This window comes from Enterobacter sp. MEB024 (assembly GCF_030209635.1).
Taxonomy (GTDB): domain Bacteria; phylum Pseudomonadota; class Gammaproteobacteria; order Enterobacterales; family Enterobacteriaceae; genus Enterobacter; species Enterobacter ludwigii.
Genome location: NZ_JARVRQ010000008.1, coordinates 97,929 through 122,032 on the forward strand (window position 1 = coordinate 97,929; position 24,104 = coordinate 122,032).

Sequence of the window (24,104 nt, forward strand, 5' to 3'; positions counted from 1 at the left end):
AATTGCTGACAGTATACCGCTGATAAGATGATGATGATTAACCTACTCGACACGCCTGATTTACGAATTTTACTTATCAAACTTCGACATCATGGCGACATGTTACTCACAACTCCGGTCATTAATTCGTTACGTCAAAAATGGCCCACGGCGCAAATCGATGTTCTTCTTTATGAAGAGACACGCGATATGCTCGCCGCGCATCCGGCGATCGGCACCATCTACGGTATAGATCGTAAATGGAAGCAGCTCGGCACCCTGAAACATCTGCAAAAAGAGTGGCAGTTACTCTGTGCCTTAAGAGCGCAGCGTTATCATCTGGTGATTAACCTTGCCGATCAGTGGCGTAGCGCCATTGTCACCCGTTTCACCGGCGCGCCAGTACGCCTCGGGTTCGCGTTTAACAAGCGAAAAAACGCGTTCTGGCGTTTTTGTCATACCGATTTGGTTTCCGTCGCCAATCACCCGTCGCTCCATACCGTTGAGCAAAATCTTTCTATTCTTTCACCGTTGCCCGTCCCGGCTCAGCCAGACGTCACTATGGCCTACCGCGCAGAGGACTGGGATCGTGCGCGCCAGCTACTGACGCAACAGGGTGTGGCTGATAACTACGTGGTGATCCAGCCAACGTCACGCTGGTTCTTTAAATGCTGGGACGAAGGCAAGATGGCGCAAACCATCACGGCACTCCAGCAGGATGGCCACACTGTAGTTCTCACCGCTGGCCCGGATAAAAAAGAGCTGGCGATGATAGACCGCATTCTCGCCGCGGCGCCAAAAACGGGCGTAGTCTCTCTGGCCGGTCAACTCACGTTGCGCCAGCTGGCATCACTTATCGATCATGCACGCCTCTTTATTGGCGTCGATTCCGTTCCGATGCACATGGCCGCCGCGCTTCAGACGCCGTGCATTGCTCTCTTCGGCCCGTCAAAACGGGTGTTCTGGTCGCCATGGCAGGTCAACGGTGAAGTCATCTGGGCTGGCGATTTTGGCCCACTTCCCGACCCGGACGCCATTGATACCAAAACAACTGAACGCTATCTCGACGCCATTCCCGTTGATGTCGTGGTCTCCGCCGCCAGGAGATATCTGTAATGAAACACCATCGTCTGGCGATTGTTCGCCAAAAATACCGCCCTGATGGCGGGGCGGAACGCTTCGTTTCCCGGGCACTTACTGCACTGAGCAACCAAAACCTGGAGCTCAACGTCATCACGCGTGAGTGGCAGGGGGAGAAGCAGGAAGACTGGCATATCCATATTTGCGACCCGCGTAAATGGGGTCGAATCAGTCGCGAACGCGGGTTTGCACATGCTGCGCGTGCACTGTGGGAACAGCAGCAGTTTGACATTGTGCAGAGCCACGAGCGTATTCCTGGCTGCGATATTTACCGCGCAGGGGATGGCGTGCACCGGCGTTGGCTGCTGCAGCGTGCGCGCATTCTGCCTGCCTGGCGTGCACAACTTCTGATGCACGATCGCTACCATCGCTACGTCATGCACGCCGAACGTGAAATGTATCAGGCCCCTGAATTGAAAGCCGTTATCTGCAATGCGGAGATGATCAAACGCGAAATCATCGAAGACTTTGATATTGACGCAAAAAAGATACATGTGATTTATAATTCAATTGATTCCAGCCGCTTCGTTCCGGCAACCGAAGGACAGCGCCCTGCACTGCGTCAGCAGCTCGGATTGCCTGTCGATGCCGTGGTGTTGTGTTTCGTCGGGTCAGGTTTTGAACGTAAGGGACTGGCCAGCGCTATCCGCGCTATCGCGGGCACACCCGCGTGGCTGATTGTGGTTGGACAGGATAAAGCAGAAAGTCGTTACCGTGACCTCGCCCGTTCATTGGGCTGTGAGGGGCAAATTCGCTTCCTGGGGATGCAAAAAGAGACACTGCCATTTTACCAGGTATCCGATGGATTACTGCTGCCAACGCTGTATGATCCTTTTCCAAACGTCATTCTTGAAGCGATGGCCTGCGGTTTGCCCGTCATTACTTCAGTGAGTTGCGGTGGTGCAGAATTTATTGAGCAAGGTCAGAATGGCTTTTACTGTGATGCACTTGATATCAGCAGATTGAAGGAGGCAGTCATGACCCTTCCATCTTTGGATAAGAATAACGATATGGGGCGGGTAGCGCGTGAGCGCGTAAAAGAAGCGACCCCAGAAAAATTATCAAGTCAGCTTATTTCGCTTTATCAAAAATTACTGGATTAAAAATGCGCATCCTAATGATTATTGATGGTTTGCCCGGTGGAGGAGCCGAAAAAACGGTTCTCACCCTCTCCAGCGGATTGATAGAAATGGGGCATCAGGTCTCCCTTTTCTCCCTGCGAAAGGTGTGCGACTACGCCATCCCGGCAGGCATTGATTATCAGGTCATTCAGGATACGTGTAAAAAGCCCTGGAGAAAGCTCACCGAGATCCCGCGCCGGGCGCAACTGCTGGACAATGCCATTGAGCAGGCTGAGCGCAGCGGGAAGTTCGACGTCATATTCTCGCATCTGCATAAAACCGATCGTATCGTGGCGCACAGTCGTGCGCTGGATCGCGATAAGGTCTGGTTCTGCGTGCATGGCATGTTCTCATTCTCCTACCTGCGTCATCGCCACGGCCTTTCACGCTGGTTTAAACATTACAAAATTCGTCATACCTACGAAAACCGAAACGTTGTCGCCGTCTCCGCCGCCGTGCTGAAAGATCTCTCAGAGACGCTGTCCATCGACCTTCGTCGCAAAGCGGTTATCCATAATCCCTTTGATATTCCTGAAATCCAGCGTCTGGCGGATGCGCCTTTTGAGATGCAGGAGCAGGATTACATTATTCACGTGGGTCGTTTTCATGAACATAAACGCCACGACCGCCTTCTGCGTGCCTATGCGCAGAGCAAAATAGACGCATCGCTGGTGATGATGGGCAACGGTTCTGACACCAAAATTCAACAGCTTAAACAGTTAGCGAAAGAACTCGGGATCGAAGACAAGGTTATTTTCCGCCCCTTCGAGTCCAACCCTTATCCGTGGATTAAAGGCGCACGGCTTTTAGTGTTAAGTTCTGACTGTGAAGGTTTTGGTAACGTACTGGTAGAATCCATCATCTGCCAGACGCCGCCTGTCAGTACGAACTGTCCTGGCGGGCCTGCTGAAATCCTCACGGGTACGCTGGCGCGCGGGCTGTCGGAGATGAATGATGAATCACTGGCGAAAACACTGGCCGATCTCTATACCTCCCCGCCTGTCGTTGATAGCGCAACGATCGCGTCGTTCGGGATAAATGCCATTTGCCAGCAATATGTTGCGTTGGTAGACAATCAATAATAATCAGGTTTCTTATGCAAAATTCAGCGCCATTATTAAGCGTAGTGGTTGCCGTTTATAACGGCGAAGCTTTCCTGGATCAGTTCTTTACCTGCCTTGCGAATCAACAGATCGACAGTATGGAAGTCATCATCGTCAATGATGGCTCCACGGACAGTTCGATGCAGATAGTCGAAACCTGGCATGAAAAACTGCCACAAATGCAGGTTATCGAACAGGAAAATCAGGGTGTATCCATTGCGCGCAATACCGGTCTGGCCGTCGCTACCGGCCAATATCTCTCTTTCCCGGATATTGATGATGTCTTTAAGCCCGGCATGTATCAGCGCTTGCTTGATATGGCCGTCACACAGAATCTGGATGTCGCCACCTGCAACGGAAACTACGTCTGGGAAAACAATAAGAAGCCTTCACGGCCGATTTTCCCGGAAGACAAGCTGGCCTCGACAGGCGTCATGACCGGTGCGGCATGGTTAAAAAAAGCGCTCGACTCACGCAAGTTTCTGCATGTGACCTGGCTGAATATCTATCGCCACGACTTTATTCGTCAGAACGGTTTTCGTTTTGAGCCCGGCCTGCGCCATCAGGATATCCCGTGGACTACCGAAGTCTTGCTCGCAGCTGACCGCGTGCAGTACACCAGTGAACGTTTTTACGACTATTACATTCATTCCGCATCGGTTTCTCATATGCCGGACAATGATGACACGCTGATTCGCTCGGCGCGCCATTACATGAAAATTCTGCAGATGCTGGATGCCATCAACCAGCGTTACCCGGAAAAAGTGAAAGATATCCCCGCCTGCCACTGGCAAATCGCCAAAGAGGGGCTTGGGATCATTCATACCTTCGACAATATGAAGGATGTGCAGAAGAAGTCGATGATAATAAAAGAGTTCTTCGACACGGGTATCTGGAGGCTTATCTGGAAAAGCGCCAAAAGCCCCCGTTTGCGCTGGCGCCTGGGCCGACGCTACTTCCGTTTAAAACGGTATCTGGCATAAGAGATAGCTTTACCCGGCTTAAATGCTTAGAATTTCCCCGCCGAAACTAAAAAACGGATAATCGCTTGGAATTGTTGTATACCGCCCTGCTCTACATCATCCAGCCACTGGTGTGGCTGCGACTGTTGCTTCGTAGCCGTAAAGCGCCTGCGTATCGTAAACGCTGGGCTGAACGCTATGGTTACTGCCGCAATAAAGTCGTGCCGGACGGTATTTTGCTGCATTCCGTTTCTGTGGGCGAAACGCTGGCGGCGATCCCGCTGGTTCGCGCCCTTCGTCACCGCTATCCGTCACTGCCGATCACGGTCACGACCATGACGCCGACGGGATCTGAACGCGCATTATCGGCGTTCGGTAAAGACGTTCAACACGTCTATTTGCCTTACGACCTGCCTTGCGCCATGAACCGCTTCCTGAATACCGTTCGCCCGAAACTGGTGATCGTCATGGAAACCGAACTGTGGCCAAATATGATTTCCGCCCTGCATGCCCGTAAAATTCCGCTGGTGATTGCCAACGCGCGCCTTTCAGAGCGCTCGGCGAAAGGTTACGGCAAGCTAGGTAAATTTATGCGCCGCCTGCTCAGCCGAATTACGCTGATTGCCGCGCAGAACGAAGAAGACGCGGCGCGCTTTCTCGCTCTGGGCCTGAAACGCAACCAGCTTGCGGTGACGGGTAGCCTGAAGTTCGATATCTCCGTCACGCCTGAACTCGCCGCCCGTGCGATTACGCTACGTCGCCAGTGGGCACCGCGCCGCCAGGTGTGGATTGCAACCAGCACCCATGACGGCGAAGAAGCCATTATCCTGCAGGCTCATCGTAAGCTGCTGGAAAAATTCCCCGATTTGCTGCTGATTCTGGTCCCTCGTCACCCCGAACGTTTTAAAGATGCGCGTGAGATGGTGCAGAAAGGCGGCTTCAGCTTTACCCTGCGCAGCAGCGGTGAGATCCCCTCCGGCAGCACTCAGGTGGTGATTGGCGATACAATGGGCGAGCTGATGCTGCTTTACGGCATTGCCGATCTGGCTTTTGTCGGCGGCAGCCTTGTGGAGCGCGGCGGCCATAATCCGCTTGAGCCGGCCGCACACGCCATTCCGGTGCTGATGGGCCCACACACGTTTAACTTCAAAGATATCTGCGCTAAATTGCAGCAAGCCGACGGGTTAATTACCGTGACCGACGCGGACTCGGTGGTCAAAGAGGTCTCAACCCTTCTGACCGACGAAGACTACCGCCTCTGGTATGGTCGCCATGCTGTCGAAGTGCTGCATCAGAACCAGGGCGCACTCACTCGTCTGCTGCAACTTCTGCAACCTTATCTGCCTCAGCGGAGCCACTAATGTCAACGCGTCTGTCGGTCGTGATGATCGCCAAAAACGCCGCCGACCTGCTTCCGGACTGCCTGGCCTCCGTCGCCTGGGCTGACGAAATTGTCCTTCTCGACTCCGGCAGCGAGGACAACACGGTGGATGTCGCCCGTGCCGCGGGTGCAAAGGTCTTTATCGATACCGACTGGCAAGGCTACGGCATCCAGCGACAGCGCGCGCAGCGCTATGCTACTGGCGATTACGTGCTGATGCTGGACACTGACGAGCGCATCACACCTGAGCTCCGCCAGGCCATTCAGGCGGTGCTGACAGCACCTCAGCCTGGCGCGGTATACAGCATTGCACGTCGCAACTATTTCCTTGGCCGTTTTATGCGCCACAGCGGCTGGTATCCAGACCGCGTAATGCGCCTTTACGAGCGTGAGCGATATCAGTACAACGATAATCTGGTCCATGAATCCCTGGCATGCGACAGTGCCCCCGTCATTCCTCTGACGGGCGATCTGCTGCATCTGACCTGCCGGGATTTCGCCAGCTTCCAGCGCAAACAGCTTAACTATGCCACCGCATGGGCACAGGAGCGCCACCTGCGCGGCAAGAAGGCCACGCTGACCGGAATTTTCACCCACACGCTGGGAGCATTTCTGAAAACACTGTTGCTGCGAGGCGGCGTGCTGGACGGTAAACAGGGGTGGTTACTGGCGGTGGTGAATGCCCAGTATACTTTCAACAAATACACCGAGCTGTGGGCGCTCTGCCGCGGCTACTCAGAGAAAACGTGAGCCATGAGCACAAAAGCGATTTATCCGGGTACCTTTGATCCCATCACCAACGGTCATCTTGACATTATCACCCGTGCGGCATGCATGTTTGATAAGGTGATTCTGGCGATCGCCGCCAGCCCCAGTAAGAAACCCATGTTCGACCTCAATGAGCGCGTTGCACTTGCCACTGACGCTATCTCACATCTGCCAAACGTCGAGGTGGTGGGCTTCAGCGATCTGATGGCCAACTTCGCCCGTGCCCGGCAGGCTAACATTTTGATCCGCGGGTTACGCGCGGTGGCTGACTTCGAATACGAAATGCAGCTGGCGCACATGAATCGCCACCTGATGCCAGAGCTGGAGAGCGTGTTCCTGATGCCCTCAAAAGAGTGGTCGTTTATCTCTTCCTCGCTGGTCAAAGAGGTGGCGCGTCATCACGGTGACGTGACCCATTTCCTGCCGGCTAACGTCCATCAGGCGTTGATGGAAAAATTAAAGTAGCCCTATTTCTGGCACTGACGGCAATAGAACGTGGCGCGCTGAGCGTGCTTCGTTGCAATAATCGGTGTCCCACAGACTCTGCACGGCTCACCCTTACGGCCATATACCTGCAGCTCCTGAGCAAAATAGCCGGGTTTACCGTCGCTCTGCAGGAAGTCCTTCAGGGTGGTCCCCCCTTGCTCAATAGAACGCAACAGCACCGCTTTAATCACCCGGACCAGCAGTTCACACTCCTGGGATGACAGCGACGAGGCCAGCCGATCGGGATGGATCCCGGCGGCAAACAGCGATTCGCTGGCATAAATATTCCCTACTCCCACCACCAGCTTATTGTCCATCAGCCACGGTTTGATCGGTGTTTTCTTTTTTGCACACTTCGCTTTCAGATATTCCGCGTTAAACGCCTCTGAGAGCGGCTCTGGCCCCAGATGCGCCAGAACGCTGTGTCCTTCAAGCTCTTTGGTCCACAGCCATGCGCCAAAGCGTCGTGGGTCGGTGTAACGCAGCACTTTACCGTTGCTCATCACCAGATCGACATGGTCATGCTTTTCCGCGGGCAGTTCTTCGGTAAGGATGCGCAGACTACCGGACATACCGAGATGGATGATAATCCAGCCGTCGGGCAGCTCCAGCAGCAGATATTTGGCGCGACGCTGGACGCTGAGAATCGGTTTATCGCTTAAGGCATGAATTTCATCGGACACCGGCCAACGCAGGCGACCGTTGCGAACGATAGCATGAAGAATAGTCGCGCCGACCAGATGCGGCTCAATACCGCGGCGGCTGGTCTCTACCTCAGGTAATTCAGGCATGGTTCCTCCGGAGTAAGATGCAGAATGCAAAAAACCCCGCAGTTGCGGGGTTTTTCAATACAAGGAGGCTAAAATTATTTGATTTTAGCTTCTTTGTACAGTACGTGCTGGCGTACAACTGGATCGAATTTTTTCAGTTCCAGTTTTTCCGGCTTAGTACGTTTGTTCTTCGTGGTGGTGTAGAAGTGACCTGTACCAGCAGAAGAAACCAGCTTGATTTTCTCGCGAATACCTTTAGCCATGATTTATTTCCTCTTTAAGTACTTAGTACTTTTCGCCACGGGCACGCAGTTCGGACAGAACTGTATCAATGCCTTTCTTATCGATTACACGCATACCTTTAGCAGATACGCGCAGGGTGACAAAACGCTTCTCGCTCTCAACCCAGAAACGGTGAGAGTGCAGGTTCGGCAGGAAACGGCGTTTAGTCGCGTTCAGTGCGTGGGAACGGTTGTTACCGGTCACCGGACGCTTGCCAGTAACTTGGCAGACTCGGGACATGTCTATTCTCCAAAAATCAAATTAGCTCGAGCTTCGTATGGGGTATCGGCGCCTCGTCAGGCTTTACAGCCCGGTCATCGCATAGTTCTATTGAACTCTCGATTGCCAGGCCCAAATGCCAAACCCGAGATTCTCAAAGGTGGCGTAGTATACGCTGACTCGGCGGTGTGCTCAAGTCCCGAACAGACAAAGATCCCGATGGATCGCGAGAAATAGCCTAAATCCAGCCATGTTCTGCAAAAGAAATGTACTCGCCGCGACCAATTATCAGATGGTCGAGCACACGAATGTCCATGAATTGACAGCATTTGATAATGCGTTCGGTCATCTCTTTGTCAGCTCTGCTTGGTTCTGCACAGCCAGAAGGGTGATTATGCGCGAGTATCACGCCGGCTGCATTCACTTTTATCGCTTCCCGCACAATTTCTCGCGGATGAACCTCAACGTGGCTCAGTGTTCCGGAAAAAAGACGGCTATGTTTTAGTACCCGGTTCCTGTTATCAAGAAAGATCACCATAAAGATCTCGCGCTCCAAATCTGATAGCTGGCTCTGGAGAAATACGCGTGTCATATCCGGGGTGAGTATGGGATCTTCCTCTTCCATACGGACGTCGTAAAAACGGCGGGCCAGTTCAGCAATCCCCCTCAGTTGGGCGAACTTCGCCACGCCAATTCCTTCGACGTGCCTGAATTCCGTCAGATCCGCCGTCAATAAGCCATACAGCGAACCAAAATGGTCGATGAGCTCCTTTGCCAGCGTAAATACCGTTTTGCCGGGCGTTCCGGTGCGTAAAAAGAGTGCCAGCAACTCGTCGTCCTTTAACAACGTGACGCCATAGCGCAGCATTTTTTCACGCGGTAGCAGCAGTTCAGTCTCTTCCATGCCTGTCTCCTTCGGTTTGCTATCATGCTGCCACAGCCACCCCCGGCGCTCGACGCCCACTTTTCATTCCTGCGTAACGCCTCGCAAACTGGCCGAAGGACAAAATCACCCCCTTTTTGGGATTGTGATAAAATGCCCGCTCTCTGGTGAAACCCAACAGGAAAGAATCATGATGAGCCTGGCCGGTAAAAAAATCGTTCTTGGCGTGAGCGGCGGTATTGCTGCCTATAAAGCGCCGGAGCTGGTGCGTCGTTTGCGCGAGCGCGGGGCGGATGTGCGGGTCGCGATAACGGAAGGCGGCAAAGCCTTTATCACGCCTCTGAGCCTGCAGGCCGTTTCAGGGTACCCCGTCTCTGACAGCCTCCTTGATCCGGCCGCCGAAGCCGCGATGGGCCATATTGAGCTGGGAAAATGGGCAGACCTGGTTATCCTTGCCCCCGCCACAGCAGATTTAATTGCCCGCGTAGCAGCCGGCATGGCAAACGATCTGGTCTCGACCATTTGCCTGGCCACGCCCGCACCTGTTGCCGTCGTCCCCGCGATGAACCAGCAGATGTACCGCAACGCCGCCACCCAACATAATCTGACGACGCTGGCCTCACGCGGCCTGCTCATCTGGGGGCCGGACAGCGGTAGCCAGGCGTGTGGTGATGTGGGTCCTGGTCGTATGCTTGACCCGCTGACCATCGTTGAGCTGGCCGCCGGCCATTTTTCGCCTGTCAACGATCTGCAACATCTCAACATCATGATTACCGCGGGTCCAACGCGCGAGCCGCTGGACCCGGTGCGTTACATTACCAACCATAGCTCCGGTAAAATGGGCTTTGCGATTGCTGCCGCGGCGGCAAAACGCGGTGCAAAGGTCACGCTGGTGAGCGGCCCGGTCTCGTTACCGACACCGCCATTTGTGCAGCGTATTGATGTCACCACCGCCCTGGAGATGGACGCCGCCGTACAGGCGCATGCGCAGAACCAGCAGATTTTTATCGGCTGTGCGGCTGTTGCAGATTACCGTGCCGAAACCATTTCCGGGTCAAAAATTAAAAAGCAAGGCGATGAATTAACACTAAAAATGGTGAAAAATCCGGACATTGTTGCGGGTGTCGCCGCACTGAAAAACCATCGTCCTTACGTTGTTGGGTTTGCCGCAGAAACAAATAATGTGGAAGAATATGCCCGGCAAAAACGTACCCGCAAAAACCTCGATTTGATTTGCGCGAACGACGTATCGCTGGCCACGCAAGGATTTAACAGCGACAGCAACGCACTGCACCTTTTCTGGCAGGATGGAGATAAAGTCTTACCGCTTGAGCGCAAGGAACTCCTGGGCCAACAATTACTGGACGAGATCGTTACCCGTTATGATGAAAAAAATCGACGTTAAGATTCTGGACCCGCGTGTTGGTAAGCAATTTGCGCTGCCAACCTATGCCACCTCCGGCTCTGCCGGTCTTGACCTGCGTGCCTGTCTCGATGACGCCGTAGAGCTGGCTCCGGGTGCAACCACCCTGATCCCAACCGGCCTGGCAATCCACATTGCTGACCCGTCGCTGGCAGCGGTGATCCTGCCGCGTTCTGGTCTGGGTCATAAGCATGGAGTGGTACTGGGTAACCTGGTCGGCCTGATCGACTCTGACTACCAGGGTCAACTGATGGTTTCCGTCTGGAACCGTGGTCAGGACAGCTTCACCATTGAACCGGGCGAGCGTATCGCACAGATGGTCTTTGTACCGGTGGTTCAGGCAGAATTTAACCTGGTGGAAGACTTTGACGCCACCGACCGTGGCGAAGGCGGCTTCGGCCATTCCGGGCGCAAATAACCGCCCGACCGACACGTATCTCACAGCGCCATAATGCAATAACAAACCGCAAACGTCAGTTTGCGGTCGCTGTGTGGATGCCAGCCTGGCAAGTGCTTATTTTCAGGGGTATTTTGTAACATGGCAGAAAAACAAACCGCGAAAAGGAACCGTCGCGAAGAAATACTTCAATCTCTGGCGCTGATGCTTGAATCCAGCGATGGTAGTCAACGCATCACCACCGCAAAACTGGCCGCCTCCGTGGGCGTGTCTGAAGCGGCGTTGTATCGTCATTTTCCGAGCAAAACCCGGATGTTTGACAGTCTGATCGAATTTATCGAAGACAGTCTGATCACTCGCATCAACCTGATTCTGAAAGACGAAAAAGACACGACTGCGCGTTTGCGTCTGATTGTGCAGCTCATTCTGGGCTTTGGTGAACGCAATCCGGGCTTAACCCGTATCCTGACTGGCCACGCGCTGATGTTCGAGCAGGACCGATTGCAGGGCCGGATTAACCAGCTCTTCGAGCGTATTGAAGCACAACTGCGCCAGGTACTGCGCGAGAAAAAAATGCGTGAGGGTGAAGGTTACAGCACCGATGAAACGCTGCTGGCAAGTCAGATCCTGTCGTTTTGCGAAGGCATGCTCTCCCGCTTTGTTCGCAGCGAGTTTAAATACCGTCCAACGGACGATTTTGACGCCCGTTGGCCGTTAGTAGCGGCACAGCTGCAATAATTTTCAGGCCCGGTAAGCAGAACGCCACCGGGCTTGATATTACACGCCGAAAGCTTCGCGATACCCACGTACCGCAGCCAGATGATCCGCCATCTCAGGCTTCTCTTCCAGATACGCAATCAGGTCTTTCAGGGTGATGATTGAGGTCACTTTACAGCCGTAATCGCGCTCAACTTCCTGAATAGCAGAGATTTCGCCACGCCCGCGTTCCTGACGATCCAAAGAGATCAGCACGCCAGCAAGCGTAGCGCCGTTAGCCTGAATAATCTCCATCGATTCGCGAATAGCGGTACCGGCGGTGATCACATCGTCCACCAGCATAACGCGACCCTGCAGCGCGCTGCCTACCAGATTACCGCCTTCACCGTGGGTTTTAGCCTCTTTACGGTTAAAGCAGTACGGTACGTCGCGGTCGTGGTGTTCCGCCAGCGCAACCGCAGTGGTAGTGGCAATCGGAATGCCTTTATAGGCTGGGCCAAACAGCAGGTCAAAATCAATGCCGGAGTCCACCAGCGCTTCGGCATAGAAACGGCCTAACAATGCCAGATCGCGCCCGGTATTAAACAGTCCGGCGTTGAAGAAATAGGGGCTCTTACGCCCGGATTTCAGCGTAAACTCGCCAAATTTCAGGACCTGCTTGTTAAGCGCAAACTCAATAAACTCACGCTGCCAGGATTTCATGGGCTTACTCCTCCGACTTTTGCTTTTGTACGAACAAAAAAAAGGCGACTCATCAGTCGCCTTTAAAATCAATTTTCTAACGCCGCCTTCTGCGTCGTTACGATAGATTCAATTCCCCCTCGGGCCAACGCCAGCAAGGTAAGAAGTTCTTCATGGGTGAACGGCTCACCTTCTGCCGTGCCCTGCACTTCAATGATGCGACCGTCTTCAGTCATCACCACGTTCATGTCAGTCTCGGCAGCGGAATCTTCAACGTATTCCAGATCGCAAAGCGCTTCACCGTTAACGATACCCACGGAAACAGCCGCGACCATCCCTTTCATCGGATTCGTTTTCAGCTTACCGGCTGCAACCAGCTTATTCAGGGCATCAGCCAGCGCTACACATGCACCGGTAATCGACGCCGTACGCGTACCACCGTCTGCCTGAATGACGTCGCAGTCCAGAGTAATGGTAAATTCACCCAGTGTTTTCAGATCAACGGCGGCGCGCAGCGCACGTGCGATCAGACGCTGGATTTCCATGGTACGGCCGCCCTGCTTGCCTTTTGCCGCTTCGCGGGCGTTACGGGTATGGGTTGCACGCGGCAACATGCCATATTCCGCAGTGATCCAGCCCTGGCCCTGACCTTTCAGGAAACGTGGAACGCCCTCTTCGATGGACGCGGTGCACAGCACTTTGGTGTCACCAAACTCAACCAGTACGGAGCCTTCTGCGTGTTTTGTATAGTTACGGGTCAGGGTGACGGGACGCACCTGATTGGCGCTACGACCTGCTGGACGCATGATGAAATCTCCGGCTTGAAACGAATGTGGCTGCGCATTATACGGATAAAGGACGCTTATTCCTATCCTGAGAAGCCCCCGAAAGCTATAATCCCCCCATCTCTCCTTTAAAAACGGGAATGTCTATGATCCGCAGTATGACCGCCTACGCCCGGCGTGAAATCAAGGGTAGCTGGGGTAGCGCTACATGGGAAATGCGCTCGGTAAACCAGCGCTACCTGGAAACGTATTTCCGTATGCCGGAGCAGTTCCGCAGCCTTGAACCCGTTGTACGCGAGCGTATCCGTGCTCGCCTGACGCGCGGTAAAGTGGAATGTAACCTGCGTTTTGAGCCTGATGCCAGCGCCCAGGGTGAGCTGATCCTCAACGAAAAACTGGCGAAACAGCTCGTCACTGCAGCGAACTGGGTCAAGATGCAAAGCGATGAAGGGGAAATCAACCCGGTCGATATTCTGCGCTGGCCTGGCGTCATGGCCGCCGGTGAGCAGGATCTGGACACGATTGCCGCAGAAATTCTCAGTGCCCTCGACAGCACGCTGGATGACTTTATCATTGCCCGCGAAACTGAAGGCCAGGCCCTCAAAGCGATGATTGAGCAGCGTCTGGAAGGCGTGACCACCGAAGTGGCTAAAGTCCGCACCCACATGCCTGCGGTCCTGCAATGGCAGCGTGAGCGCCTGGTGGCCAAACTGGAAGAAGCGGAAGTTCAGCTGGAAAATACCCGTCTGGAACAAGAGCTGGTGCTAATGGCACAGCGCATTGACGTCGCCGAAGAGCTGGATCGTCTGGAAGCGCACGTTAAAGAGACTTACAACATCCTGAAGAAGAAAGAAGCTGTAGGGCGTCGCCTCGACTTTATGATGCAGGAGTTCAACCGCGAGTCGAACACCCTGGCCTCTAAGTCGATCAATGCTGAAGTGACCAACTCCGCCATTGAACTGAAAGTGCTGATTGAGCAGATGCGCGAGCAGATCCAGAATATCGAGTAACGCTTTATTCAAGCCGCTTTCTCATCATGGCCCCGTTCAGGGGCCATTTTTTTATCGGAACAGGCTATCGGCGGCAAACGCCTATAACATGAATAATTGTAATGTGAAAATTACCGTTTAACGCCATTACACCCAGCCAAACAACGTTCAGTCATTATCAAAAATAAGGCTAACGCCCTCACACAAGAAAAACTAAATCGTGACAGACCGCACAAAACGCTACCCTGTTGCCCTCAATATCGGGGGAACACATGCTGCTACATATCCTTTATCTCGTCGGGATCACTGCCGAAGCCATGACCGGTGCACTCGCTGCCGGACGCCGTCGTATGGATACGTTTGGGGTCATTATTATTGCTACCGCCACCGCACTGGGAGGCGGATCGGTACGTGATATCCTGCTGGGGCATTACCCTCTCGGCTGGGTTAAGCACCCCGAGTACATCATCATTGTGGCTGTCGCCGCAGTGCTGACCACTATCCTTGCTCCTGTAATGCCCCATCTTCGACGTCTGTTTTTAGTGCTTGATGCTCTGGGCCTGGTCGTGTTCTCCATCATCGGGGCACAAATTGCGCTGGATATGGGCGAAAGCCCGGTGATTGCCACTATTGCCGCAGTCGTGACGGGCGTATTTGGCGGCGTACTGCGCGATATGTTCTGCAAACGCATTCCCCTGGTCTTTCAAAAAGAGCTCTACGCCGGGATATCCTTTGCATCAGCCGTTCTGTATATCGCTTTACAGCATTATGTTTCCAGCCATGACGTCGTGGTCATCGCCACCTTGTTATTTGGCTTCACGGCTCGCTTGCTTGCGCTGCGCTTAAAACTGGGACTGCCCGTGTTTCATTACACTCAGGACACCCACTGACTGGCCGCTATCTATTCTCCCCGATAAGATAGCGGCATTTATCCGCGATAAGCGCCAGCAAGCTCACGTCAGAATCCTTGCACTCCCTGCTTGCCGAGCCAGGCAACCAGGCCGGCAATGCCAGGATCATGTATAAACGCAACGAGCTGCCGGGCTTTCTCCTTTCCTGTGCCGGGAAGCGCCTGCCAGTCTGCTGCGTTACGCTCACGCATTTTCTGCCACGTCAGGTCTCCCATAGCGTTTAGCGAGGCCTGCGTCAGCGGAACACCCAATGCCATGATCCAACGAATAAAGGGTCGCTCACGTACCAGATTAAAGCGATGCCAGAGCGCCAGCCCGCGTGCTGCGGAAAACCCCGGGGTAGACTCCAGCTGCACCTGCGTTAATGTCAGCCATGAGAAGATATGTTCAAAATGATGCGCCTGATACAGCGCCCGCCAGCCTGACTCACCGACTCCTTCAATATTCAGCACGTGCTTTGAACTAAGCCACGTCAGGCGGGCAAAGAACTGCTCCATACACGCCGGCGAGGCGTAAAAACAGCTCTGCGCATGATAATGCGAGGCCGGAGGTGTGGGCTTTTGTCTCTCTTCCCCCCGCCAGACCACCTTATCGAACCGCGGGATACCCTGCCCGGCCAGACTGACCTGTATCTGATCACCCGTCGCAATATCCAGCCTTTGCCAGCGCTCAACGGACCCAAGACTGACCCGTTGTACCTGCTTATCATCCAGCAGGACAGGGACCAGCGCCGCCACGACCGAGATTTTTCCCGTGCGCCCCACGGCAAAATGAATATCTCTTACTTCGGCAATCTGTGCGACCGGGGGGTATTTCCATGCGACGACCCAGCTGCCTTCTCCGGGCAACCAGTTTTCGCCGGGAGGAGCATCCGCGGACCGCACCACAATGCCGTCCGTGGCAAAGGGTAATGCCGTGTTGTGCCACGTCGAGCGCTGTTTCTCGACAGCATCAACAGTCTGTACAGGCAGGGTATAACGCGCCGTCAGGGAAAAGCCGGCTTTAGATAACTCAGACAGCGCACTCGACATCACTTTCGGCCCATCCGGCCAGGCCCAGATAAATATCCCTGTCTGGCTCAGAAGCGGACTGTCCTTTTGCCGCATCATCGCGCCCGCCACTTTTGCCCGTGCGTTCATTCCCCCCATCTGTCGCTGAAGATGGTTGTCGCGTAACCAAAAAAGCTCTCCCTGTAAGACGCTGTTGGTCAGCGCTCCGGTCACTTTTTTGGGCACTGCGGGAATTAAATACACTTGTGCAGTCCAGTCTTCACCTTTAAGCCCATCACCACGACTGATAGCCTGGGTTAACTTTCCGTCGCGATACACCAGCGTCACGGCTACCCCGTCGACTTTTGGCTGCATCCAGAGAGTGTCACGACCACGCATCCACTGGCGTAGCTCTTCTTTACTGGCCGCTTTATGCACTCCCGTATGGGCAACAGGATGTCTTACGCTCCCCGTAAGAACCGGTAAGGCCTCCTCAGAAGGTATATCGCCGAAGCAGCGCTGCCACTGCTTTAAACGGCCATTGAGCTGGTCATAGACGTCGTCATTCACCTCGCTCATGCCCTGCTTCCAGTAGGCATCATCCCAGCGTTTGACTTGCGCACTCAATGTCGCAATCTCTTTCTCTGCTTTTGCCTGAGACCACACGGGACACACCGCGGCACCATAGCCGCACCACAACAGCATTAATCCGCTCATCCATCGCCACATCGCCACCCCTCCTTTGCGTTGGTGGAGGTATAACCCGACGCGGAAAACCGTGCTAATGGCAATCTTTCGCTCTGCGAGGCGTTGTCAGAGGTTTATTTTTATTGCTGCAAAACAGCTGTAAAACCTGAAAACGGCGCGCAAAATTCAATAATGCAGGGGAAAAAGTGTGACAAAGGCTACGTCACACAGCGGCGACGTGTATAATAAGCCCGTATGTAGGACTTCTTCGTTAACACATACAAAAGACTCTCATGGCTCAAGGCACGCTTTATATTGTTTCTGCCCCTAGTGGCGCGGGTAAATCCAGCCTTATTCAGGCACTGTTAAAAACCCAACCGTTGTACGACACACAGGTTTCTGTTTCTCACACCACGCGTAAACCGCGTCCGGGTGAAGTGCACGGTGAACACTATTTCTTTGTTGATCACGATGAATTCAGAGCGATGATTGGCAGAGACGCGTTTCTTGAACACGCAGAAGTTTTCGGTAACTACTACGGCACTTCGCGTGAAACCATTGAGCAGGTTCTGGCCACGGGCGTAAATGTGTTCCTGGATATCGACTGGCAGGGCGCACAGCAGATTCGCAAGAAAATGCCTGATTCACGCAGTATCTTTATTTTACCGCCATCGAAAGATGAGCTGGATCGCCGACTGCGTGGCCGCGGTCAGGACAGCGAGGAAGTGATCGCCCGGCGTATGGAGCAGGCAGTTGCAGAAATGAGCCATTACGCGGAATATGATTACCTTATTGTGAATGATGATTTTGATGCCGCGCTGAGCGATCTCAAAACCATTCTTCGCGCAGAACGCTTGCGTATGAGCCGCCAGAAGCAGCGACATGACGCATTAATCACCAAACTGTTGGCAGACTGAACCCACTTTCAGTATCATGCCCAGTCATTTCTTCACCTGTGGAGCATTTTAAGTATGGCACGCGTAACTGTTCAGGACGCTGTAGAGAAAATTGGTAACCGTTTTGACCTGGTGCTGGTCGCCGCGCGTCGCGCTCGTCAGATGCAGGTAGGCGGTAAAGATCCGCTGGTACCGGAAGAAAACGATAAAACTACCGTTATTGCACTTCGCGAAATCGAAGAAGGTCTGATCAACAATCAGATCCTCGACGTACGTGAGCGCCAGGAGCAGCAAGAGCAGGAAGCCGCAGAACTGCAGGCCGTAACCGCCATTGCTGAAGGTCGTCGTTAATTAAACCTGCGGGTCGCCCTTGTATCTGTTTGAAAGCCTGAATCAACTGATTCAAACTTACCTGCCTGAAGACCAGATTAAGCGTCTTCAGCAGGCGTATCTCGTTGCACGTGACGCTCACGAGGGCCAGGCACGTTCAAGCGGTGAACCCTATATCACGCACCCGGTAGCGGTGGCCTGTATTCTGGCCGAGATGAAACTCGACTACGAAACGCTGATGGCTGCCCTGCTGCATGATGTGATCGAAGATACCCCTGCCACCTACCAGGATATGGAACAGCTGTTTGGCAAAAGCGTTGCCGAGCTGGTGGAAGGGGTCTCTAAGCTTGATAAGCTGAAATTCCGCGACAAGAAAGAGGCGCAAGCCGAAAACTTTCGCAAGATGATTATGGCGATGGTGCAGGATATCCGCGTCATTCTTATCAAACTTGCTGACCGTACCCACAATATGCGCACGCTGGGCTCACTTCGCCCGGACAAACGTCGCCGCATTGCCCGTGAAACCCTCGAAATCTACAGTCCGCTGGCGCACCGTTTAGGTATCCACCACATTAAAACCGAGCTGGAAGAGCTGGGTTTTGAAGCGTTATACCCGAACCGCTATCGCGTGATTAAAGAGGTGGTGAAAGCCGCACGCGGCAACCGTAAAGAGATGATTCAAAAGATCCTCTCTGAAATTGAAGGACGTTTACAGGAAGCGGGAATTCCGTGCCGCGTCAGCGGTCGCGAAAAACATCTGTACTCCATCTACTGCAAAATGGTGCTCAAAGAGCAGCGTTTTCATTCGATCATGGACATCTACGCGTTCCGCGTGATCGTCCACGACTCTGATACCTGCTACCGCGTGCTGGGCCAGATGCACAGCCTGTACAAACCGCGTCCAGGGCGCATGAAAGATTACATCGCCATTCCAAAAGCGAACGGCTATCAATCTTTGCACACCTCAATGATCGGTCCACACGGCGTGCCTGTTGAAGTGCAGATCCGCACCGAAGACATGGACCAGATGGCGGAGATGGGTGTGGCTGCACACTGGGCTTATAAAGAGCACGGTGGCGAAAGCAGTACGACCGCACAAATCCGCGCCCAGCGCTGGATGCAAAGCCTGCTGGAGCTGCAGCAGAGTGCAGGTAGCTCGTTTGAATTTATCGAGAGCGTTAAATCCGATCTCTTCCCGGATGAGATTTACGTTTTCACCCCAGAAGGCCGCATTGTCGAACTGCCTGCAGGCGCTACGCCGGTCGACTTTGCTTACGCCGTGCATACCGATATCGGCCACGCCTGCGTGGGCGCGCGTGTCGACAGGCAGCCTTATCCGCTCTCTCAGCCGCTTTCCAGCGGCCAGACGGTGGAAATTATTACCGCACCGGGCGCACGTCCGAACGCGGCCTGGCTGAACTTTGTCGTGAGTTCCAAAGCACGCGCCAAAATCCGCCAATTGCTGAAAAACCTCAAGCGCGATGATTCTGTCAGCCTGGGGCGTCGTCTGCTCAACCATGCGTTGGGTGGTAGCCGTAAGCTGGCTGAGATCCCGAAAGAGAACATTCAGCGTGAGCTGGAGCGCATGAAGCTCGCCTCGCTTGATGACCTGCTGGCAGAAATCGGCCTCGGCAACGCCATGAGCGTGGTCGTGGCGAAGAACCTGCAGCAGGGTGATACCACGGCGATCCCGACGACGACGCAAAGCCACGGTCATCTGCCGATCAAAGGCGCGGACGGCGTACTTATCACCTTCGCGAAATGTTGCCGTCCTATCCCGGGTGACCCGATTATTGCGCACGTCAGTCCGGGTAAAGGGCTGGTTATCCACCACGAATCCTGTCGTAACATCCGCGGCTATCAAAAAGAGGCGGAGAAGTTCATGGCAGTCGAGTGGGATAAAGAGACGGCACAGGAATTTATCACCGAAATTAAGGTGGATATGTTCAACCACCAGGGTGCCCTGGCGAACCTGACGGCAGCAATCAATACGGCCTCTTCCAACATTCAGAGCCTGAACACGGAAGAGAAAGATGGCCGCGTCTACAGCGCCTTTATTCGTCTGACCGCCCGTGACCGCGTGCATCTGGCGAACATTATGCGCAAGATCCGCGTGATGCCGGACGTGATTAAAGTCACCCGTAACCGAAACTAGACTTATGAATTCAAAACGTTACGAGCGTATCTGCGAAATGCTCGCCAGGCGTCAGCCTGATCTGACGGTCTGCATGGAGCAGGTCCACAAACCTCATAACGTCTCTGCAATTGTCCGTACCGCAGACGCCGTAGGCGTGCATGAAGTACACGCCGTCTGGCCGGGTGCCCGCATGCGAACCATGGCTTCAACTGCCGCAGGCAGTAACAGCTGGGTGTCCGTCAAAACCCACCAGACTATTGGCGAAGCCGTATCGCACCTGAAAGGTCGCGGTATGCAGGTCCTGGCCACTAACCTGTCCGCAAAAGCCGTCGATTTTCGTGAGATCGACTACACCCGCCCGACCTGTATTTTGATGGGTCAGGAGAAAACCGGGATCACCCAGGAAGCGCTGGATCTGGCGGATCAGGATATCATCATCCCCATGATCGGCATGGTGCAGTCTCTCAATGTCTCCGTGGCCTCTGCGCTCATTCTCTATGAAGCGCAGCGCCAGCGTCAGAACGCGGGTATGTACAAGCGCAGCAACAGTATGCTGCCGGAAGAGGAGCAGCAGCGCCTGCTGTTCGAAGGTGGTTACCCGGTGCTGGCTCGCGTCGCGAAACAGAAAAAACTGCCTTACCCCCACGTCAACGCGCAGGGCGAAATTGAAGCCGATGCCGAGTGGTGGGCCACCATGCAGTACGCAGGATAACCGATGAAAGGCCGTCTGCTGGATGCCATACCGCTCAATAGCCTGACGGGCGTAGGTGCGGCGCAAAGCAGTAAACTGGCAAAAATTGGCCTGCACACCGTGCAGGATCTCCTGCTCCATCTCCCCCTGCGTTATGAAGACCGCACCCAACTCTATAAGATTGGCGATCTGCTGCCTGCCATTTACGCCACCGTTGAAGGCGAAGTACTGAACTGCAATATCACCTTTGGCGGACGCCGGATGATGACCTGTCAGATCAGCGACGGCACCGGCATTCTCACCATGCGCTTTTTCAACTTCAATGCGGCCATGAAAAACAGCCTTGCGACCGGTCGCAGGGTGCTGGCCTATGGTGAAGCCAAACGCGGGAAATATGGCGCAGAGATGATCCACCCGGAGTATCGCGTTCAGGGAGATCTGAGCACGCCGGAGCTGCAGGAGACCCTGACCCCGGTTTATCCGACGACCGAAGGCATCAAGCAGGCAACGCTGCGTAAACTCACCGACCAGGCGCTGGAACTGCTGGATACCTGCGCCATTACCGAGCTACTGCCGCCTGAGCTGGCTCAGGGCATGATGAGTCTGCCCGAGGCGCTGCGCACCCTGCACCGCCCGCCGCCAACCCTGCAGCTTAGCGACCTGGAAAGCGGCAAACACCCCGCTCAACGGCGTCTTATCCTTGAGGAATTACTGGCTCATAACCTGAGCATGCTGGCGGTACGGGCGGGTGCGCAGCGTTTTCATGCCCAGCCCTTAAGCCCGCGAGATGAACTCAAAGATAAGCTGCTGGCCTCACTGCCGTTTAAACCCACCGGTGCACAGGCACGCGTCACGGCCGAGATCGAACGCGATATGGCGCTCGATGTGCCCATGATGCGCCTGGTTCAGGGGGATGTGGGGTCCGGTAAAACGCTGGTTGCAGCCCTGGCTGCCCTGCGCGCGATTGCCCACGGAAGGCAGGTGGCGCTAATGGCCCCCACCGAACTGCTGGCTGAACAGCACGCTAATAACTTCCGCGCGTGGTTTGCCCCGCTTGGGATTGAAGTGGGCTGGCTTGCCGGGAAGCAAAAAGGTAAAGCGCGTCAGGCACAACAGGACGCCATTGCCAGCGGTCAGGTACAGATGATTGTCGGCACGCACGCGATTTTCCAGGAGCAGGTGCAGTTTAATGGTCTTGCCCTGGTGATTATCGACGAACAACACCGCTTCGGTGTACACCAGCGTCTGGCGCTGTGGGAGAAAGGGCTGCAGCAGGGCTTCCACCCGCATCAGCTGATCATGACTGCCACACCTATCCCGCGCACCCTGGCAATGACCGCCTACGCCGATCTCGATACATCGACCATCGACGAACTGCCGCCGGGCCGTACACCGGTCACCACGGTCGCCATTCCGGACACACGCCGCAGCGATATCATCGACCGCGTGCGCAACGCCTGCACTCACGAAGGCCGTCAGGCCTACTGGGTCTGCACGTTAATTGAAGAGTCTGAACTGCTTGAAGCGCAGGCCGCGGAAGCGACGTGGGAAGAGCTGAAGCTGGCGCTACCCGAGCTGAACGTGGGTCTGGTTCACGGGCGGATGAAGCCTACTGAGAAACAGGCAGTGATGCAGTCGTTCAAACAGGGTGAACTGCATTTGCTGGTTGCCACAACGGTGATTGAAGTCGGCGTAGACGTGCCCAATTCCAGCCTGATGATCATCGAAAACCCGGAGCGTCTTGGCCTTGCGCAACTCCATCAGCTGCGCGGCCGCGTTGGCCGCGGTGCTGTCGCCTCTCACTGCGTGCTGCTCTACAAAGCACCGCTCTCGAAAACCGCACAGATGCGTTTGCAGGTGCTGCGCGACAGTAACGACGGTTTTGTGATTGCACAAAAAGACCTGGAGATCCGCGGCCCAGGCGAACTGCTGGGCACGCGTCAGACGGGTAACGCCGAATTTAAAGTGGCGGATTTACTGCGCGATCAGGCCATGATCCCCGAAGTTCAGCGCCTCGCACGCCATATTCATGAGCGCTACCCCGAACAGGCGGCAGCGTTAATTGAGCGCTGGATGCCGGAAACCGAACGCTATTCCAACGCCTGATCTCAGGCAAACATCGGCAGCATCAGGTAAAGCTTGATCACCAGCGCGTTGACGATATCAATGAAGAACGCCCCGACCATCGGGACCACCAGAAACGCCATATGCGAAGGCCCAAAACGTTCTGTGATCGCCTGCATGTTGGCGATAGCCGTCGGCGTTGCCCCCAGACCAAACCCACAATGCCCGGCCGCCAGCACTGCTGCATCGTAGTTTTTGCCCATCATGCGCCAGGTCACAAACATGGCGTAGAACGCCATAAACAGTGCCTGAACGGCCAGAATAGCCACCATCGGCAGCGCCAGTGAGGCCAGCTCCCAGAGCTTGAGGCTCATCAGGGCCATCGCCAGGAACAGCGACAGGCAGACGTTACCAAGCACCGATACGGCACGTTCAAATACGCGGTAGAAGCCCATCAGCGCCAGACCGTTACTCAGCAGCACCCCAACAAACAGCACGCACACAAATGTCGGGAGCTCGAACGCTGAACCTGCCAGCCATTGCGCAACCACTTTGCCCACCGTCAGGCAGATGGCAATCATCGCGATAGTTTCAATCAACACCAGCGAAGTGATGGTGCGCCCGACGTCGGGTTTCTCAAAGGCAGTGGGCACCAGCTCATCGTCCGGTCTTCCGTCTGGCGTACCAGAGTGCTTCACCAGATACCGCGCCACCGGCCCGCCGATCAGGCCGCCCAGCACCAGACCGAAGGTGGCGCAGGCCATCGCCACTTCGGTGGCGTTTTCAAAGCCGTAGCGCTCAGTAAACAGCTTGCTCCACGCCGCCCCGGTACCGTGGCCACCTGAGAGGGTGATTGATCCGGCCAGCAGCCCCATCAGCGGATCCAGCCCCAGCAGCGTGGCCATCCCGATACCAATGGCGTTTTGCATCACTAGCAGCCCTACCACCACGATCAGAAATACGCCGAGCACTTTGCCACCCGTCCGCAGGCTCGCCAGGTTGGCATTCAGGCCAATGGTGGCAAAGAAGGCCAGCATCAGCGGATCTTTCAGGGACATATCAAAATCAATTTCCCAGCCCATGCTTTTCTTCAGCACCAGCAGGGCCAGCGCCACCAGCAGTCCGCCGGCAACAGGTTCAGGAATGGTGTATTTCTTCAGAAGGGAAACGCTGTGTACGAGCTTACGGCCAAGCAGTAAGACCAGCGTTGCGGCAACAAGGGTCGACAACGTATCGAGATGAATCATAAAAGGCTCCTGTTATGCGCGTGTTCCATACACACGCGGCGTTATCCTGGGCCGGCTTGCGCTCGT

25 protein-coding genes are annotated in these 24,104 nt (G+C 54.7%); 17 read left to right on the forward strand and 8 right to left on the reverse strand.

From position 1 onward, the window contains the following. The first annotated feature begins 27 nt into the window (after window positions 1–27). The 7 genes from rfaQ (at window position 28) to coaD (ending at window position 6,919) form a co-directional block, all read left to right on the forward strand. Window positions 28–1,095, forward strand: coding sequence for a putative lipopolysaccharide heptosyltransferase III (gene rfaQ, locus QRN24_RS14945; RefSeq protein WP_014168062.1), 1,068 nt, complete (start codon window positions 28–30; stop codon window positions 1,093–1,095). Then, on the forward strand, window positions 1,095–2,222 hold the full coding sequence (locus tag QRN24_RS14950) for a glycosyltransferase family 4 protein (RefSeq protein ID WP_284942852.1): 1,128 nt from the start codon (window positions 1,095–1,097) through the stop codon (window positions 2,220–2,222). The genes rfaQ and QRN24_RS14950 overlap by 1 nt, the downstream gene beginning before the upstream one ends. Window positions 2,223–2,224: 2 nt before the next feature. Beyond that, window positions 2,225–3,322: a glycosyltransferase gene (locus tag QRN24_RS14955; protein WP_284942853.1), complete on the forward strand. Its 1,098-nt coding sequence runs from the start codon at window positions 2,225–2,227 to the stop codon at window positions 3,320–3,322. Window positions 3,323–3,336: 14 nt separating this feature from the next. After that, entirely contained in the window at window positions 3,337–4,326 is a 990-nt protein-coding gene (locus QRN24_RS14960) for a glycosyltransferase (protein ID WP_284942854.1), read from the forward strand. A gap of 65 nt (window positions 4,327–4,391) precedes the next feature. Further along, entirely contained in the window at window positions 4,392–5,666 is a 1,275-nt protein-coding gene (gene waaA, locus QRN24_RS14965; protein WP_014168058.1) for a lipid IV(A) 3-deoxy-D-manno-octulosonic acid transferase, read from the forward strand. After that, window positions 5,666–6,436, forward strand: a complete 771-nt coding sequence (locus QRN24_RS14970; protein WP_047954874.1) for a glycosyltransferase family 2 protein — start codon at window positions 5,666–5,668, stop codon at window positions 6,434–6,436. Before waaA ends, QRN24_RS14970 begins: the two co-directional genes overlap by 1 nt. A gap of 3 nt (window positions 6,437–6,439) precedes the next feature. Continuing rightward, window positions 6,440–6,919 (forward strand): pantetheine-phosphate adenylyltransferase, encoded by a 480-nt coding sequence (coaD, locus tag QRN24_RS14975; RefSeq protein ID WP_014168056.1) that lies wholly within the window; start codon window positions 6,440–6,442, stop codon window positions 6,917–6,919. Window positions 6,920–6,921: 2 nt separating this feature from the next. On the opposite strand, the gene mutM is transcribed toward coaD, so the two are convergent. From mutM to radC, 4 genes are all read right to left on the reverse strand, one after another. Further along, window positions 6,922–7,731, reverse strand: coding sequence for a bifunctional DNA-formamidopyrimidine glycosylase/DNA-(apurinic or apyrimidinic site) lyase (gene mutM / locus QRN24_RS14980; protein WP_032679319.1), 810 nt, complete (start codon window positions 7,729–7,731; stop codon window positions 6,922–6,924). A gap of 74 nt (window positions 7,732–7,805) precedes the next feature. Further along, window positions 7,806–7,973, reverse strand: a complete 168-nt coding sequence (gene rpmG, locus QRN24_RS14985) for a 50S ribosomal protein L33 (RefSeq protein ID WP_003024094.1) — start codon at window positions 7,971–7,973, stop codon at window positions 7,806–7,808. Window positions 7,974–7,995: 22 nt separating this feature from the next. Continuing rightward, complete coding sequence (rpmB, locus tag QRN24_RS14990; protein WP_002436699.1) at window positions 7,996–8,232, reverse strand: 50S ribosomal protein L28; 237 nt, start codon at window positions 8,230–8,232, stop codon at window positions 7,996–7,998. A 217-nt stretch (window positions 8,233–8,449) separates the two neighbouring features. Then, window positions 8,450–9,115 (reverse strand): RadC family protein, encoded by a 666-nt coding sequence (gene radC / locus QRN24_RS14995; RefSeq protein ID WP_020882690.1) that lies wholly within the window; start codon window positions 9,113–9,115, stop codon window positions 8,450–8,452. A 172-nt stretch (window positions 9,116–9,287) separates the two neighbouring features. Between radC and coaBC the strand changes: the two genes are divergently transcribed. From coaBC to slmA, 3 genes are all read left to right on the forward strand, one after another. Next, window positions 9,288–10,499 carry a bifunctional phosphopantothenoylcysteine decarboxylase/phosphopantothenate--cysteine ligase CoaBC gene (gene coaBC / locus QRN24_RS15000; protein ID WP_086462925.1) on the forward strand — a complete coding sequence of 404 codons (1,212 nt, stop codon included), beginning with the start codon at window positions 9,288–9,290 and terminating at the stop codon, window positions 10,497–10,499. Next, a complete protein-coding gene (gene dut, locus QRN24_RS15005; protein WP_014168052.1) occupies window positions 10,477–10,935 on the forward strand; it encodes a dUTP diphosphatase in 459 nt (152 codons plus the stop codon). The genes coaBC and dut overlap by 23 nt, the downstream gene beginning before the upstream one ends. A 120-nt stretch (window positions 10,936–11,055) precedes the next feature. Next, a complete protein-coding gene (slmA, locus tag QRN24_RS15010; RefSeq protein WP_020882692.1) occupies window positions 11,056–11,652 on the forward strand; it encodes a nucleoid occlusion factor SlmA in 597 nt (198 codons plus the stop codon). A gap of 39 nt (window positions 11,653–11,691) precedes the next feature. On the opposite strand, the gene pyrE is transcribed toward slmA, so the two are convergent. Both pyrE and rph read right to left on the reverse strand, forming a co-directional pair. Continuing rightward, a complete protein-coding gene (pyrE, locus tag QRN24_RS15015; protein WP_014168048.1) occupies window positions 11,692–12,333 on the reverse strand; it encodes an orotate phosphoribosyltransferase in 642 nt (213 codons plus the stop codon). Between the two features lie 68 nt (window positions 12,334–12,401). Continuing rightward, a complete protein-coding gene (gene rph, locus QRN24_RS15020) occupies window positions 12,402–13,118 on the reverse strand; it encodes a ribonuclease PH (protein WP_013094888.1) in 717 nt (238 codons plus the stop codon). 125 nt (window positions 13,119–13,243) lie between these two features. On the opposite strand from rph, the gene QRN24_RS15025 reads away from it, so the two are divergent. Then, window positions 13,244–14,107, forward strand: coding sequence for a YicC/YloC family endoribonuclease (locus QRN24_RS15025; RefSeq protein ID WP_020882693.1), 864 nt, complete (start codon window positions 13,244–13,246; stop codon window positions 14,105–14,107). 251 nt (window positions 14,108–14,358) lie between these two features. Continuing rightward, on the forward strand, window positions 14,359–14,976 hold the full coding sequence (locus QRN24_RS15030; RefSeq protein WP_020882694.1) for a trimeric intracellular cation channel family protein: 618 nt from the start codon (window positions 14,359–14,361) through the stop codon (window positions 14,974–14,976). 68 nt (window positions 14,977–15,044) lie between these two features. On the opposite strand, the gene ligB is transcribed toward QRN24_RS15030, so the two are convergent. Beyond that, complete coding sequence (gene ligB / locus QRN24_RS15035) at window positions 15,045–16,715, reverse strand: NAD-dependent DNA ligase LigB (protein ID WP_279257945.1); 1,671 nt, start codon at window positions 16,713–16,715, stop codon at window positions 15,045–15,047. Window positions 16,716–16,966: 251 nt separating this feature from the next. Here ligB and gmk point away from each other — a divergent pair, with 251 nt between their 5' ends. From gmk to recG, 5 genes are read left to right on the forward strand one after another with little or no spacing between them, the layout of a single operon-like run. After that, a complete protein-coding gene (gene gmk / locus QRN24_RS15040; protein ID WP_014168044.1) occupies window positions 16,967–17,590 on the forward strand; it encodes a guanylate kinase in 624 nt (207 codons plus the stop codon). Between the two features lie 54 nt (window positions 17,591–17,644). Then, on the forward strand, window positions 17,645–17,920 hold the full coding sequence (gene rpoZ, locus QRN24_RS15045) for a DNA-directed RNA polymerase subunit omega (RefSeq protein ID WP_000135058.1): 276 nt from the start codon (window positions 17,645–17,647) through the stop codon (window positions 17,918–17,920). Window positions 17,921–17,939: 19 nt separating this feature from the next. Beyond that, complete coding sequence (spoT, locus tag QRN24_RS15050) at window positions 17,940–20,054, forward strand: bifunctional GTP diphosphokinase/guanosine-3',5'-bis pyrophosphate 3'-pyrophosphohydrolase (RefSeq protein ID WP_014168043.1); 2,115 nt, start codon at window positions 17,940–17,942, stop codon at window positions 20,052–20,054. Window positions 20,055–20,058: 4 nt separating this feature from the next. Then, entirely contained in the window at window positions 20,059–20,748 is a 690-nt protein-coding gene (gene trmH / locus QRN24_RS15055; RefSeq protein ID WP_014168042.1) for a tRNA (guanosine(18)-2'-O)-methyltransferase TrmH, read from the forward strand. A gap of 3 nt (window positions 20,749–20,751) precedes the next feature. Next, window positions 20,752–22,833, forward strand: coding sequence for an ATP-dependent DNA helicase RecG (gene recG, locus QRN24_RS15060; RefSeq protein WP_020882696.1), 2,082 nt, complete (start codon window positions 20,752–20,754; stop codon window positions 22,831–22,833). A gap of 2 nt (window positions 22,834–22,835) precedes the next feature. On the opposite strand, the gene gltS is transcribed toward recG, so the two are convergent. Further along, window positions 22,836–24,038, reverse strand: a complete 1,203-nt coding sequence (gene gltS, locus QRN24_RS15065) for a sodium/glutamate symporter (protein WP_014168040.1) — start codon at window positions 24,036–24,038, stop codon at window positions 22,836–22,838. Window positions 24,039–24,104: the final 66 nt, after the last annotated feature.